We start from the raw sequence: 14,484 nt of genomic DNA, 5'->3' as shown, positions 1-14,484 counted from the left end.
GCGCCGGACCTCAGCGCAGTTGTGTCGACGCGGCGACCTCGGGACCCTCGATCAGCCGGCTCCCGGGCAACGGCCGGCCGCGCATCCCGTCGACGACGCGGGCCGCCCCGTCGGTCGCCAACGGGCTGATGGGGGCGAGCACGGAGGCGGCCAGCGGTCGATTCCCCGGGAGGGTGGCGGTGCCCCGCGGCGGATCCTTGGGGCGCGGCGCCGGCACTTCCTCGGCGGGCGTGGGGCGGCCGTCCCCGGGTTTGCCGTCGCTACCGGTCGGCGGCGACGGTTCCTCGACTGTCGCCGGATCGCGCGGCTCGAGCTGTTCGACCGCCGTCGACGCACCGACATCGGAGAAGCGCTGCGTGATCGGCCCGCGGCTGAACACGCCTGGCCGGGAATGGCCGTAGTCGAGGTACAGGCTGGCGTCGCGCTGCCGGGCGCGGCGGTAGGCGTCGAAGTAGGCCTTCCCCGGCCACGGCCCCTCGGCGAGGAACACGCCGTTGAATTCGAGCAGCGAACCCTTGCGGAAATGGAGCTGCGAGATCGAACGGTTGTAGTCGACGATCGCCCGGTAATACGCGCTCTCGGCGTCGGCCCGGCGGCGCTGGGCGTCGAGCAGCTGGTCGAACGTCACCGTGCCGGCGTCATAGGCGGCCTGGACCGCCTCGACCTGCCGCTCGGCGGCGACACGGCGATTGAAGTTGGTCTGCGACAGCGCGAAGTTGGTATCGACGTTGCGCACCGCCTCGACCAGCGCGTGCGAAGCCTCGAGCTCCTCGTCCTGGAGGCGGGCCCGCTCGCGCGCCAGTTGCAGCTGGTGGTGGCGAACTGTGGCCAGTTCGCGGCGGAACCCGAGCGGCATCAGGAATTGCGCCCCGCTCTGCCATTCCTGGAACTGCCCGCTGAACAGCGACGAATAGGCGTCGGTACCGGCGAGCGGGTCTTGGCCGTTGGCGTCGTAGGGGGTGTAGTTCTGGTTGATCAACTCCTGCCCCATGCCGAGGAACCGCCACCGGCCGACGAGATCCAGCCGCGGCAGCAGCAGGTTCTTGGCGGCCACGAGCTCCAGTTCGCGCTGCTTGATCACCCACTTCTGCTTACGGAGCTCGGCCGACCGCGATAGCGCCTCGGTGAGGGCCTGCTGCCAGTCGAAGGCGATCCGTGCCGTGGTCGGCTCGTCAGCGGGGCGGATCAGGCGCCCGTCGCTGGCGGAGATCCCCATCATGTAGCGGAGGCGGTTCTCGCAGCGGTAGACGTCGGTCAGCGCGCTTTCCACGTCGCTGCGGAAGAAGAAGTACTGCTCGCGCGCCTGGGCCTCCTTGTCGGCTTCGCCGCCGCGCGACTGCTCGACATACAGCGCGTGGACCCGCCGCCAGGCCTCGAGGGCGCTGTCGCGCCCGGCCTTGCGCGCCTCGAGGTTGCGGTAGGCGAAGTACAGCTCCCAATACGACTGCTCGGTGTCGCTGACGAGGTTGCGGACGCCGGCCTCGAAGTCGGCCAGCGAAATGTCGGCATTGATCCGCGCCAGCAGCACGCCGCGGAAGATCGGCCGGCCGTCAATGTTGTTGAACGGATCGGGACCGGCGATCCGGTTGTAGGTCACGCCAGCGCCCTCGAGGAGCGGCTGGTTGAAGGTGAAGTCGTAGTTGGTGGTGAACGTCGAGGGCACGCCGTCCTGGCGGATCGGCGAGTTGTTGTTGTCGTAGAGCGTCGAGTTGGCGAAGCCGAGCGTCGCCCCGGTCGCCGTCCGTTTGGTGATGCTCGTCGTCCAGTTGCCGGTGTCGCCGAGGAACTGCTGCTGGAAGATCTGCGTGCCGATGCCGCCGACGTTCTGCGGCCGGTTCTGCCGCTCCCAGGTCAGCGAGCTGGCCAACTGTGCGTCGAAGAACGCCAGCGCCGGCTCGACGCCGCGGATCGGGTCGGTCTCGACGATCGCCGGGTCGTAGACGGTCGGCGTGCCGAGCGGCTGCGTGAGCAGCGACACCGGCGGTTCGCCGGTCTGGGGCCGCGGCCCGCCGAAGCTGCCGAACCGGCCGCCGAGGTTCCGCAGCACCTTGCCGTTTTCCAGCGCCGTGCGGATCGCCTCCTCGAGGCTCACTTCCCAGATCTGGTCGAAGCGGGCGTTGGAGAGGGTCAGCGGTTCGACCGTGCCGGCCGCCTCGTCGAGCGGCGGCGAGCACGAGTCGGGATACTCGATCTTCTGCACCGCCCCGACGTAGTGCGACAGGTCGCCGTCCTCGAAGAAGTGGAACGGCTGCCGCGGCGCGCATCCCGGCGCCAGGAGCGAGGCGATCAACGCCGCGACGAGCGCCTGTCGGCTGGTGGGATGCACGGGGCGTGTCCGTCGGGGGATGAAATCCATGGCCCGTTCAAGGGCCGCCGCTGCGCCCTCGGGGGCAGCCGGCCAAAGGCCGGCTCCCACGCCGCGGTGCCCCCCGACCCGCGACCGGGTCGTCTCGCGAGGGCGCAGCGACGGCGAAGGTGGTATCGTCCTCCCAACCGTCAAACTTGGAGGAATCGTCACCGTCGTTGAGAAGCTGGTGAAGCCGGGCTGAGCGGGAGAGCCTGGAGGCGTCCCCTTGCGATACGGGGGAGCGCGGCCGCCGCGTTTGGTGCACGTCCGGAGCGACGATCAACCGCCGTCGGGCGACCGCCGTGCCCGGTCGGGCCAGCCGACCGTCATCGAGGACCGCGGCCGCCCCTCCTCCTGCCACACGAACCGCGCCGCGCAGCCTGCCAGTTCCGCCACGAACGCCGAGCCGGCCACCGGCCCGAGCACGCTTGCCGCCGTGGCGGCGGCGTCGGCGGTGATCGCATCGGGACCGATCACCGTGACGGCGGCTGGCCCCGGCACCCCGATCCCGGTGCGCGGATCGACGATGTGGCTGTAGCGCCTGCCGTCGATCTCGATCGCCTGGAAGGCGTCGCCCGAGGTGGTGACCGCGGCGTGCGTGAGGCGCAGCGTCTCGCTGCCATCCTGGCGGGGGTCGAGCGCAGCGACGGCCACTTTCCAGCCATCGGCTCCGGGAGGTGGTCCCGAGGCCCCGATATCGCCGGACGCGTCGACGAGGGCCGCGGCGACACCGCGGCCGGCCAGAAGGGACAGTGCCCGGTCGATCGCATACCCCATGCCGATCCCGCCGAGGTCGAGGCGCATCCCCGGCCTGGTGAGGCGGGCGGTGAGCGGATTCCCCTCGACCACGAGAGCTTCGGGGCCGACCGCCGCCCGGGCAGCGGCGAGACGGTCCGGCAGCGGCATCCTCCCGGAGCGACGTGCCTGCCGCCACAGCGTGGTCAGGGGCCCGACGGTGGGATCGAAGGCACCCCCGCTGGCGGTGCGGATCTCGACCGCCCGCGCCAGGACGGCGCCGAGATCGGGGGACAGGGGGATCGGAATGTCGGTCGGTGCCGCCGCGGAGAGGCGCGACAGTTCGCTCTCCGGGTCGTAGTCGGAGAGGACTCCATCGAGCCGGGCGACCTCGTCGAGGGCCGCCTCGGCGGCGGCGCGCCCCTCACCATCCGGGGCGAACACCGTGACCGCCCAGGGTACTCCCATCATCCGCCGCGACCGCGTCACGCGCTCGAGACGCGGTGCGTCAGCCGCCAGCGCCGGCGCGGCGACGGCGCCGGCGAGGATCGCCGCGGCGCGGCGTCTGGAGTAGACTCGGGCGCTCCTGGGAAACCCGGCCATGACGAGCGACGCCCCTCCTCCCGCCGTCGAGATCTCGTTCGAATGCACGCCGCTCCGCGGCGTGCCGCGGCTCGACATCCCGCTCGACGCCTCACCGGGGTTCCGCCGGCGGCTCGAGCGGATGCAGCGCGCGGTCGGCCACCACGGTACCCGCAACACCTATTATCTCACCGACGGCCACTGCACGTTTCGATTCACCAACGACCCCGACAGCGGCTGGGTCGGTTTCGTCTTCGAGGGAACCGTCATCACCGACGAGGCCGACCGCCGCACCGTGGGGAGCGACCTCTCGATCACGCTCGACCGGGAAACCTGCGACTGGCTGACGCAGCCGGCGGTGGTCTGGCTCACCCAGTCGGCCAAGCATGCCGTCGAGGTCGAGTTCGACCGGTTCATCGCCGCCGGTGACCTCGGCCGGGCCCTCGAGCGCCTGGCCCGCGAGCAGGCCGCCTGCGATGCCGCGGGGGGCTACCTCGGGATGAACCTCTGAGCGTTTTCCGGCCGCGACCCGTTCACCACGCCGTGATCGGTCACCACACGTGGTGCACCAGCGGCCGGATGAGGTCGTCGTAGATCTCCTGGACCGCCGCCCGTGTCCGTGGGTCGAGGCGCGGCAGTGCCGCGGCGCCGGCATTCTCCACGACCTGCTCGGCTCGCCGTCCACCCGGGATCACGGTCGTGACGGCGGCGAATGACAGGATCCAGGCCAGCGCGAACTGCGACATCGTCCACCCCGGTGGCACCAGCGCGCGGAGGCGTTCGACCGCCTCCAGGCCGGTGCGGTAGTCGACGCCCGAGAAGGTCTCGCCACGGTCGAACCCCGCCCCGTCGCGGTTGAAGTGGCGGTGGTCGTCGGCGGGAAACGCGGTGTCGGGGCGGAGCCGGCCGGTGAGTATCCCGCTGGCCAGCGGCACCCGCGCGATCACCGCCACGCGCCGCCGCAGCGCCTGCTCGAAGAACAGTTCGGTGGGACGGAGACGGAAACAATTGACGATGATCTGCACCGACTGCACGCCGGGATACTCGATCGCCTTGAGAGCCTCCTCGACCTTCTCGACGCTGACGCCGTAGAAGCGGATCTTGCCGGCGGCGACGAGGCGATCGAGGACGCCGAACACCTCAGGGCGATAATAGACCTCGGTCGGGGGGCAGTGGAGCTGGAGCAGGTCGATCGTGTCGACGGCGAGGTTGACGAGGCTGCGGTCGACGAACGCCGTCAGGTGGGCGGCGTCGTACCCCGCTGCGGTATGGGGCGAGAGCCGTCGGCCCGCCTTGGTGGCGACGAAGAACGGCTCGTGCCGCTCGCGGCGGAGACGGGCGATGAGCCGCTCCGAGAGGCCATCGCCGTAGACGTCGGCGGTGTCGAAAAAATTGATCCCCGCATCGAGGGCGGCATGGAGCGCGGCCATCGATTCGCCTTCGTCGGCGCCGCCCCACTGGCCGCCGCCGATCGCCCAGGCCCCGAACCCGATCTCGGTGACCTGCCAGCCGGTCTGTCCGAACGCGCGTTTCTGCATGGTCGAAGAGTGTGGTCGATCCCCAGCCGCCGCTCAAGCCGGCGCCCACGTCTCGCATCGACTGGCCCCGAGCGGTACATTCCTCCACGGGGAGAGGGATCGATCGTTTTCTTCTACGTCTTCGGCAAGGGGACCGGTCCATGCGCGCTCGACCGGGAAGCACCGCCCGGAAGGGGTTCACACTCGTCGAACTGCTCGTCGTGATCGCGATCATCGGCACGCTCGTCGGCCTGCTCCTGCCGGCCGTCCAGGCGGCACGGGAAGCGGCACGGCGCAGTTCGTGCGTCAACAACATGAAGCAGCTCGCTCTCGGCTGCCAGAACTACCACGGTGCCCGGCAGCAACTCCCGGTCCACTTCTCCCCCGGCGGCCAGACCGGCGTCAGCTGGCTGGCGCTGATCCTGCCGTTCATCGAGGAAGCCACAGCCGCCGCCGAGGTCCAGCCGCTCAATCCCGCGTATGCCGGGACCAACTTCGCCCAGAACCGCAACGTCGCCCGGATCAAGGTGCCGTCGTTCTACTGCCCGAGCTTCGCCAACGACTGGGCCGAGTTCTCCGGGAGCACGATCGACACCGTGACCGGTGGAGCCAGGGCCTACACGACCCACTACGTCGCCAACGCCGGACCGATCGGGACCAACCCGGCGATCAATCGCGCCTACCCGCAGCTCCCCTCGACGCAGGGCTTCATCGCCACCGGCGGCGTGATGCCGCTGTCGCCGGTCGTCGTCGGCAGCAATCCCTCCAAGCCGTTCGGCGTCGCACTGACCGACATCCACGACGGCACGAGCAAGACGATCATGGTGATGGAGATGGCGTGGAGCGACATGGGTAGCGGGTCGCTGCGCTCCTGGATCCGCGGCGCGATGTGGAACAACGACATGACCGCGGTCAAGAACGTGGCCAACGGGATGCGGACGGTGAAGTACGTCACCCCGGGTAACTACAACAGCGTGAGCATCGGTAGCAACCATCCCGGCGGCTGCAACGTCGCCATGGCCGACGGCAGCGTGACGTTCCTCACCGAGGACATCGACCTCAACAATGTTCTCCTCCCCCTCGCCAGCCGCAACGGCACGGAGAACGTTTCGCCGTGACCGACCACGACGCCCGTCCCCCCCGGCCCGCCACGCCGCTCCGCACGCGCCGGGCCGTCGTCCGGCTCGGCGCGGGAGCCCTCCTCACGACCGCCGGCTGCGGCGGCCCGCGCGACACGCGAGTCCGCCACCGCGTCTCGGGGAAGATCACCTACGGCGGCAAGCCGGTGGTCGGTGGGGAGATCGTGATCACCCCCGACGGCGAGAAGAAGAACAGCGGCGCCCAGGGGATCGCCGTCATCAAGGACGGCACGTTCGACACCAAGGGGAGCCGGGCACCGGGGGTCGGCGGCGGCCCGATGAAGGCGATGGTGATGGGGCTGCTCGAAGCCGACGGCAGCCGGTTCTTCGAGCACACGCTGCCGCTCGACACCTCGACCTCCGGCGACACGGTGATCGACATCGACGTCGCCCCGGCCGACGCCCCGGAACGCAAGCAGGCGCCCGTCTGAGCCGGGAGCCCGCGCCGCGACGATCGCGACATGAGCCGCGCCGACGCCGTTTTCCGTGGTCCCGTGGCCCGTGCTCGTTCCTGCGGCAGTCGGCTCACCGCCGGCGGTATGATCGCGTGCGTCGATCGGCACGGCCGAGCGGCAGCACCGAGGAGACAGGCCATGGTAACGCCCGCCGCGATCGGCTTGGCACAAGCTCGGATGAACGCCGCAGCGGCGAACGCGGCTGACCAGATCCTCGCGCGATCGAGCCTCCGCGCCGTCGTGGCGGCGTGGGTAGCTCTCGTGACAATGCTCCCCGCCCTGTCCACCGCCCAGTCGGCCGACGACAAGGCCGCCGCCAAGAAACTCCTCGACGAGGCCGGGCTGCGGGTCAGCGGGGCGCAGGTCGTGCTCGCCGACGAGGCGGAGTTCACCCGGGAGCTCGGCCGGGCGACGACGCTCCGCGCCGGCGTCCAGAAGGCCGGTCGCGAGGTGGCCAATCACGAGGCCGCGATGGCCCGCGGCCGCGATCTCCAGGCCAAACTCCGCGCCGAGCACGTCCGCCTCAGCGGTCTGATGGCGGGGACCACCAACACCGATCCCGCCACCTACAACCGCCTCGTCGGCGCGGCCAATGCCGTCACCAGCCAACTCAACCAGCTCACCGAGGACCGCACGCAAGGCGAGGAGCGCGGCCGCGAGCTGCGGACGGCCGCCAACGAGGCGCGCGAGGCCTACCTCGACCATCTCCTCGCGCTGCGGAAACGCGCCGCCGAGCTCTCCGCAGCCTACGACAACCGGAAAGACGACGCCGCGGTGTCGCGCGCGGTCACGGCCGCCGGCGAGGCCGCCGGCAAGGCGCTCGCGTTCGGCCCGGGAAGCGGATTCCGCGCCGCGCTCAAGAAACTCGCCGACCTCGAGGAGTCGATCCTCTCCGAAACCGTTCCGCTCGTCCGCGACCGGGGCACGCTGGCGGCGAGCGTGGTCGTCAACGGCGGCAAGCCACGCCAGATGATCGTCGATTCCGGGTGCTCGACGCTCCTCGTGCCGGCCGCGGCGGCCGCGGAGTTCGACGTCGAACCGACTACCGGCGACGAGGAGGTGGAGTGCTTCATGGCCGACGGCCGCGGCGTGCGCGGCGTGCGCAAGAGTCTCAAGAGCGTCCGGGTCGGCCGGTTCACGGTCAACGACGTCGAGTGCGTCGTCCTCGGGCCCGACGCGGTCGGGGCCGAGCTGCTCCTGGGGATGGGGTTCCTCCGCAATTTCAAGTTCGAGATCGACGCCGACGCCGGCACGCTGTCGCTGGTGCGGATCGACGGGAAGTGACCCCGGGCGGCGACCGGGCCCGAGACAATCGCCCGGCGGCCGGTCGCTCCTCCGGACGCCGGCGCGCCGGGGCGTCCGGTAGCCCAACCCCACGGAGACCGACCCGCATTGGTCGGCCCCCGGGCGCGAGGTAGGCTATCGTCGGGAGAGCATGATGCGACCGGGGCGATCGCTACGAACCATCGCGTGGGTGGCCGCGTTGGCTGGCCAGCTGACCGGCGTCGGCGGTGCCGAATCTCCGGCCGTGCCGGCCGATGAGGCGGCATTCTTCTCCTCCGCGGTAGCGCCGCTCCTCGCCCGCCGCTGCCTCGACTGCCACTCCGCCGCCGCCGAGGTCAATGGCGGCCTTCAGCTCGACCTCCGCGCCGGCTGGCAGCGGGGGGGCGATTCGGGTCCGACCGTGGTACCTGGCAAGCCGGGGGAGAGCCTGCTTGTCCGCGCCGTCCGCTGGGAGATCGACGCTCCGAAGATGCCCCCGGGGGAGCGGCTCGACCCCGCCGAGGTCGCGATCCTCGAGAAGTGGATCGCCGGCGGGGCCTTCGATCCGCGCGACGGCGACCCACTGCCGCACTCCGGCGTCAACCGGCCGCGCGGGACCGCCGGGATGTCGCTCGAGGAGGGGCGGAAGCTGTGGTGCCTGCAGCCGCTTTCCGCACCCGCCGCGCCGGCGGTGGCCGACGCGGAGTGGAACGGCGATCCGATCGACCGGCTCGTCCGCGCGCGGGCCGAGGCGGCCGGGATCGAACCGGCGCCGCGCGCCTCCCCGGAGGTGCTGCTCCGCCGCCTCCACGAGGACCTCGTCGGCCTGCCCCCCGCGCCCGACGAGCTCGACGCGTTCCTCGCCGCCAGCGCCCGCGACCCGCAGGGGGCCGTCGTCGCGGTCGTCGACCGGCTGCTCGCCGATCCCGGGTTCGCCGAGCGCTTCGGCCGCCACTGGCTCGACCTGGCGCGGTTCGCCGAGAGCAGCGGCGGCGGGCGCACGCTGCTGTTCAAGGATGCCTGGCGCTACCGCGACTGGGTGATCGGCGCCCTCGGCGCCGACCTGCCGTTCGACCGGTTCATCGCCGCCCAGCTCGCCGGCGACCAGCTTCCGGCCGACTCGGCCGACGAGCGCGAGGCGCTGCTGGCGGCGACCGGGTTCCTCGCCCTCGGGCCGACCAACTACGAGGAGCAGGACAAGCAGCAACTGCGGATGGACATCGTCGACGAGCAGCTCGACACGATCGGCAAGGTGTTCCTCGGCCAGTCGTTCGGCTGTGCGCGCTGCCACGACCACGCCTTCGAGCCGATCACGCAGGCCGATTACCACGCCCTGGCCGGGATCTTCGCCTCGACGCAGACGCTCCTCAACGAGACCGACAACGTCGCCCGCTGGATCGCCGCCCCGCTGGCCGAACCGGAGCCGGTCGCCGCGCGGCGGGCCGCGATCGACGCCGAACTGGCCGAGGTCACCAAGGCCCTGCGCGGCGCCAAGAAGCAGGCCGCGGGGTCGAGCCCGTTTCCGCCCGGCCCCCTCGATCCGGCGCGGCTCGCCGGGCTGGTGATCGACGACACCCGGGCGACGTTCGTCGGTGCGTGGCGCCACTCGACGTTTTCCCCCGACCACCTCGGCACGGGCTACGTCCACGACGACAACGCCGGCAAGGGGGAGAAGTCGGCGACGTTCGCGATCGACCCACCGGCGAGCGGCCGCTACGAGATCCGCCTCGCCTACAACGCCGGCGCCTCGCGCGCCACCAACGTGCCGCTTCACCTCCTCCACGCCGACGGCGAGGAGGACCTCACCGTCGACCAGCGCCGCCCGCCGCCCCTGCTCGGCCGGTTCGTGAGCGTCGGCACGTGGCGTTTCGAGAAGGGGTCTGCCGGCCACCTCCTCGTCGGCACCGCCGGCACCGACGGCCACGTGATCGTCGACGGAATCCAGTTGGTGCCCGAGGGGCAAGCGGCCGTCCCGGCCGGCGACGACGGCGCCGCCGCCCGCGTCCGCGACCTCGACGCGCGGCGCAAGGCCCTGGAGACCGCGCTGCCCCCGCGGCCGACGGTGATGACCGTCCGCGACCGCGAGGCCCCGGCCGACACCGCGGTGCGCGTGCGCGGGATCGAGAAGAACCGCGGCGCCGCCGTGCCGCGCGGCGTGCCGGCGGTGTTCGGCGACGCGCTGGCGATCCCGACGGGGGCGAGCGGTCGCCGCGAACTGGCTGCCTGGCTCGGTGACCCCTCCCATCCCGTCGTTCCCCGCGTGATCGCCAACCGCGTCTGGCACTGGCTCACCGGACGGGGGATCGTCGCCACGGTCGACGCCTTCGGCGCCACCGGCGACAGCCCCTCGCATCCCGAATTACTCGATCACCTCGCCGCCCGCCTCGTCGCCGACGGCTACCGCCTCAAGCCCCTGGTGCGCGCGATCGTGCTGTCGCGGACCTACGCCGCCGCCGTCGCCCCACCCGATCCGGCCGACCCCGACAACGCCCTGTTCACCCGGGCCCGCCGGCGCCGGCTCGACGCCGAGCAGATCCGCGACGCGATCCTCGCCGCCGCCGGCACGCTCGAGCGCACCGTCGGCGGTCTCTCGATCCGCGGTGCCGGCGAGATCGACGCCAACGACACCTCCGCCCAGACGATCGAATACGGCTACGCGTTCACCGACACGCGGAGGAGCGTCTACGTCCCCGCGTTCCGCAACCGCCGGCCGACCGTGTTCGAGGTCTTCGACTTCGCCGACATCAACGCCGCCGCCGGAACGCGCGGCACGAGCACGGTCGCCGCGCAGGCGCTGTTCTTCGCCAACGATCCGTTCGTCGTCGAGCAGGCGCGGGCGACCGCCGCCCGGGTGCTGGCCGTCGTCCCCGACGGCGAGGGCACGCCGGCCGACGGGGCGCGCGTCGACTGGCTGTACCGAGCGCTGCTCGGCCGCCCGCCGCGGTCCGAAGAGGCGGCGCGGTGCCTGGAGTTCCTCCGCGATTCCCCGGCCGATCCCGACGCCCTGGCGGTCCTCGTCCAGGCCCTCTTCGGCTCGATCGACTTCCGCTACTTGGAATGACCACCGTGACCGCCCTCCCCGTTCCGCGCCGGATCGCGCTGTCCCGGGCCGCTTGCGGCTTCGGCAGCCTCGCCCTGGCCGGACTTGCCGGCAGCGCCGGCGCCGCCGTCGGCCCCCATCTGCCGCCGCGTGCCAAACGCGTGATCTTCCTGTTCATGGCCGGCGGCGTGAGCCACGTCGACAGCTTCGACCACAAGCCGCGCCTGTTCGCCGACGACGGCAAGCAGATGCCGTTCGGCGACCTGCGGAGCATCGCCAAGACCGGCACCAGCCCGCCGCAGCGGGTGATGAAGCCGCTGTGGAAGTTCGCCCGCCATGGCCATAGCGGCCAGTGGGTGTCGGAGTTATTTCCGGAGATGGCGGGGATCGTCGATGAGCTGTGCCTCGTCAAGAGCCTCCACACCGAGGGGATCGCCCACGGGCCGGCAACGCTGTTTCTCCACACCGGCAGCACGACGGCGATCCGCCCGAGCATGGGAGCGTGGGTCCACTACGGACTCGGCAGCGAGAACGCCGACCTGCCGGGGTTCGTGAGCCTGTCGCCGGCACTGGCCAACGGTGGCCCGCGCAACTACGGCCATGCCTTCCTCCCCGCGATCCACCAGGGCACGGCGGTCGGCCGTGCCGGCCAACCGGCCACCGAGGCGACCGTCCCCAACCTCGCTCCGGCGCGGACCGGGGCGCTAGCCGAGCGCGGCCGCCTCCTCGCCTCGGACCTCGCCCGGGCCCAGCTCGCCGGCCGGCATGGCGACGGCGAATTGGAGGCGGTGATCGCGGCGCAGGAGCTCGCGGCGCGGATGCAGGCGGCGGCGCCGCGCGTCTTCGACATCGCCGACGAGACGGCCGAGACCCTCGCCCTGTACGGCATCGGCGCGAAGGAGACCGACAACTTCGGCCGGCAGTGCCTGCTGGCGCGGCGGCTGGTGGAAAGCGGCGTGCGGTTCGTGCAGGTCAACTACACCGACAACTCCAACAACCCCGCCTGGGACCAGCACTCCAACATGCCCAAGCACCTCGACCACGCCCGGGCGGTCGATCGGCCGGTGGCGGCGCTGGTCACGGATCTCAAACGGCGCGGGCTGCTCGACGACACCATCGTCTGGTGGGGGGGCGAGTTCGGCCGCACCCCCTACGCCCAGGACAACGGCACGGGCCGCGACCACAACCCCGCCGGATTCACGGTGTGGCTGGCCGGCGGCGGGTTCCGCGCCGGCCATGCCCACGGCGCCACCGACGAGTTCGGCCATCACGCGATCGCCGACCGCGTCCACATGCACGACCTCCACGCCACGCTCCTGGCGGCGCTGGGCCTCGACCACGAGCGCCTCACGTCCCGCCACGCCGGCCGCGACTTCCGGCTCACCGACGTCGCCGGCCGGGTGGTGACGGGCCTGTTCGCCTGACGTGGACCGCGCCCCGGCCTCTCCCCTCCGCGAGGGATGAGCGGGCGCCCCGCCGGCGGGGCCGCCGACTTTCGTGATTCACGAAGCTAGGCTCGCTGCCGCTGGGCACGATCGCGTGCCGCGGGGACACCCGTGCCAGGGGAGGCGCGGGGCCGGCGCCGGCCGGCAGCCGTGACGAGACCAAGGGGGCTTCCATGCACCATCCCGATGCCGTCGGCGACGGCGGACACGACCACCTCACCAGGGCGATCGGCGAGTGCAACCGCCGGCTCGACCAGATCGAGTCGGCCAACCGCCTCACGCGCTGGCTCCTCACCGGCGGCTCGCTCGCCCTGCTGGCGATGGCCGGGCTGTTCGGCTGGTCGCTGTGGAAGACGCTCGAGAGCCAGGTCACGGCCGAAGGGCTCGAGAAGGCGCTCCAGGCGAAGGTCGAGGCGATCGGCCCGCCGCTCGGCGAGAAGCTCGCCTCCCAGGTGATGGGCGCGGTGCCGGCCTACGGCGACCTGGCGATGGAGCGCGGGATGAAGCTCCTCCCGGAGATGTCGTCGCGGATCGCCACCGAAGCCGACTCGTTCGCCACCGACACCGAGAAGATGGTTCGCGCCCGCTCCGAGGAGGCGATGCAGCGCGTGGCGCGCAAGCTGGCCGCCGATCTGAAGCGCGATTTCCCCAAACTCACCGAGACCCGCGTCGAGCAACTCGCCGGGCGGCTCCGCGACGGCCTGATCTCCGAAGGCGCCGGTCTCGGCGAGCAGGTGGAGCGGACGATCGCCACCGAGCGCGAGCGGCTCGCGGCGCTGCTCGACAAGCTGCCGATCGCCGACGCCATGACCGAAGCCGAGTCGCGGCTCCAGAAGCGGTTCATCCACAACGTCCTGATGATGGTCGACAGTGCCGTCGAGCAATGGCCCGTCGACGACGCGCCGGCCGCGGCGCCGCCGGCAGCGGTCCGGTCGACGCCGGCTCCCGCCGAAGCGCCCGACCCCGCCCCGGCCCCGTGAGCCCGTCGGCGTCCGATTCGCGCTGTCCCGCACCGTGTCCCGAGGAGTGTTTCCGATGGCCGCCCACACGTCTCCCGGTGCCGACCGTTCCGGCGATCTCGCCGGCGCCGTGGCCGCGCTCGAGCGCCGGCTCGACTCCACCGCGGCGGCCGCCGGCACCCGCCGGCTGCTCACCAGTCTGGCGGTCGCCGCGCTGGTCGCCGGCGTCGGTGCCTACCTCAACTACCTCCATTCGACGGTGAAGAAGTTCGCCGAGCCCGACGTGATCGTCGCGCTGGCGGCGGCCACGCTCGAGCCGCGCCTCGACGAGGAGGTCGGAAAGCTCGGCCAGCGGCTGGTGGCCGAGGCGCCGGCGGTGCTGGACCATGCGGAGAAGGCGCTGCTCGACGCCCCGCCGCAGATCGTGTCGGGCGCCCGCGACCTGCTGGCGACCCAGTTCGACGGCCAGATCAAGGGTCTCGAGGAGAAGGTCTACACGCTCGTCTCGGGGATGCTCCAGGAATCGCTCGCCCGCGCCCGGCGCGAGGGGATCAACCTCGACGACGACGCCCAGCTCGACGCCCTCGTCGACGCCAGCGCCCCGCAGATCCGCGCCGAACTGAAGAAGGCGGTCGACGAGCTGTATGTCGAGTACCGGCAGGCCGCCGACGGGATCGGCCGGTTGGTCGAGCGCCTCACGTCGGGTGAGCCGCTCGACGCCGAGGAGCAGCGCCAGAAGGAGATCCTCGTCACCGGTCTGGCGATCATCCGCAAGCTGGAAAACGACCCGTCGCGCGCCCCGGTCCAGGGCGTGATCCGCGGCGACGTCCCGAAATCTCCCTGACCCCCGCGCGGCGGGAAACGTCGCTGACCTGGCCGCCGGCTCACTCCGGCAAGGTCCAGTCGATCGGCGTCTTCTGCTTGACCAGTGCCTGGAGCGCCGTGATGTCGGCGAGCAGCTGCGCGCTCGTGCGGCCGGTCTTGGCCATCTCCGCCGCCGCG

Annotated in this window: 10 protein-coding genes and 1 pseudogene; 7 read left to right on the top strand and 4 right to left on the bottom strand. The window is 71.9% G+C overall.

Annotated elements, in window-relative coordinates:
- Positions 1-10: 10 nt before the first annotated feature.
- Positions 11-2,356 carry a TolC family protein gene (locus FJ309_13070; protein ID MBM3955523.1) on the bottom strand — a complete coding sequence of 782 codons (2,346 nt, stop codon included), beginning with the start codon at positions 2,354-2,356 and terminating at the stop codon, positions 11-13.
- A gap of 270 nt (positions 2,357-2,626) precedes the next feature.
- Entirely contained in the window at positions 2,627-3,763 is a 1,137-nt protein-coding gene (locus tag FJ309_13065; GenBank protein ID MBM3955522.1) for an FAD:protein FMN transferase, read from the bottom strand.
- Here FJ309_13065 and FJ309_13060 point away from each other — a divergent pair.
- The gene (locus tag FJ309_13060) at positions 3,684-4,175 is read left to right on the top strand and encodes a hypothetical protein (GenBank protein ID MBM3955521.1); all 492 of its coding nucleotides are present in this window, start codon (positions 3,684-3,686) and stop codon (positions 4,173-4,175) included. The two genes, FJ309_13065 and FJ309_13060, sit on opposite strands and share 80 nt — an antisense overlap.
- A gap of 40 nt (positions 4,176-4,215) precedes the next feature.
- Here FJ309_13060 and FJ309_13055 read toward each other — a convergent pair whose 3' ends face one another.
- The gene (locus FJ309_13055) at positions 4,216-5,202 is read right to left on the bottom strand and encodes an aldo/keto reductase (GenBank protein ID MBM3955520.1); all 987 of its coding nucleotides are present in this window, start codon (positions 5,200-5,202) and stop codon (positions 4,216-4,218) included.
- Positions 5,203-5,342: 140 nt separating this feature from the next.
- Here FJ309_13055 and FJ309_13050 point away from each other — a divergent pair, with 140 nt between their 5' ends.
- The 5 genes from FJ309_13050 (at position 5,343) to FJ309_13030 (ending at position 12,502) form a co-directional block, all read left to right on the top strand.
- The gene (locus FJ309_13050; protein MBM3955519.1) at positions 5,343-6,299 is read left to right on the top strand and encodes a DUF1559 domain-containing protein; all 957 of its coding nucleotides are present in this window, start codon (positions 5,343-5,345) and stop codon (positions 6,297-6,299) included.
- Positions 6,296-6,751 (top strand): hypothetical protein, encoded by a 456-nt coding sequence (locus FJ309_13045; GenBank protein ID MBM3955518.1) that lies wholly within the window; start codon positions 6,296-6,298, stop codon positions 6,749-6,751. The genes FJ309_13050 and FJ309_13045 overlap by 4 nt, the downstream gene beginning before the upstream one ends.
- 30 nt (positions 6,752-6,781) lie before the next feature.
- On the top strand, positions 6,782-8,059 hold the full coding sequence (locus FJ309_13040) for a hypothetical protein (protein ID MBM3955517.1): 1,278 nt from the start codon (positions 6,782-6,784) through the stop codon (positions 8,057-8,059).
- Positions 8,060-8,210: 151 nt separating this feature from the next.
- Entirely contained in the window at positions 8,211-11,099 is a 2,889-nt protein-coding gene (locus FJ309_13035; protein ID MBM3955516.1) for a DUF1553 domain-containing protein, read from the top strand.
- Positions 11,096-12,502 carry a DUF1501 domain-containing protein gene (locus FJ309_13030; GenBank protein ID MBM3955515.1) on the top strand — a complete coding sequence of 469 codons (1,407 nt, stop codon included), beginning with the start codon at positions 11,096-11,098 and terminating at the stop codon, positions 12,500-12,502. The genes FJ309_13035 and FJ309_13030 overlap by 4 nt, the downstream gene beginning before the upstream one ends.
- Positions 12,503-13,418: 916 nt before the next feature.
- Here FJ309_13030 and FJ309_13025 read toward each other — a convergent pair.
- Positions 13,419-13,517, bottom strand: a pseudogene (locus FJ309_13025) (SMC-Scp complex subunit ScpB).
- Between the two features lie 41 nt (positions 13,518-13,558).
- On the opposite strand from FJ309_13025, the gene FJ309_13020 reads away from it, so the two are divergent.
- The gene (locus FJ309_13020) at positions 13,559-14,326 is read left to right on the top strand and encodes a hypothetical protein (GenBank protein MBM3955514.1); all 768 of its coding nucleotides are present in this window, start codon (positions 13,559-13,561) and stop codon (positions 14,324-14,326) included.
- Positions 14,327-14,484: the final 158 nt, after the last annotated feature.

The sequence above is a fragment of the Planctomycetota bacterium genome (assembly GCA_016872555.1).
Lineage (GTDB): Bacteria > Planctomycetota > Planctomycetia > Pirellulales > UBA1268 > F1-20-MAGs016.
This window is presented reverse-complemented; position numbering and strand designations above follow the sequence as displayed.

Bases quoted from the DNA above. Each gene is read 5' to 3' on its own strand.
- FJ309_13055 (MBM3955520.1), bottom strand. From the start codon at position 5,202: ATGCAGAAACGCGCGTTCGGACAGACCGGCTGGCAGGTCACCGAGATC.
- FJ309_13040 (MBM3955517.1), top strand. From the start codon at position 6,782: ATGAGCCGCGCCGACGCCGTTTTCCGTGGTCCCGTGGCCCGTGCTCGT.
- FJ309_13060 (MBM3955521.1), top strand. From the start codon at position 3,684: ATGACGAGCGACGCCCCTCCTCCCGCCGTCGAGATCTCGTTCGAATGC.
- FJ309_13020 (MBM3955514.1), top strand. From the start codon at position 13,559: ATGGCCGCCCACACGTCTCCCGGTGCCGACCGTTCCGGCGATCTCGCC.
- FJ309_13030 (MBM3955515.1), top strand. From the start codon at position 11,096: ATGACCACCGTGACCGCCCTCCCCGTTCCGCGCCGGATCGCGCTGTCC.
- FJ309_13065 (MBM3955522.1), bottom strand. From the start codon at position 3,763: ATGTCGAGCCGCGGCACGCCGCGGAGCGGCGTGCATTCGAACGAGATC.
- FJ309_13035 (MBM3955516.1), top strand. From the start codon at position 8,211: ATGATGCGACCGGGGCGATCGCTACGAACCATCGCGTGGGTGGCCGCG.
- FJ309_13070 (MBM3955523.1), bottom strand. From the start codon at position 2,356: ATGGATTTCATCCCCCGACGGACACGCCCCGTGCATCCCACCAGCCGA.
- FJ309_13050 (MBM3955519.1), top strand. From the start codon at position 5,343: ATGCGCGCTCGACCGGGAAGCACCGCCCGGAAGGGGTTCACACTCGTC.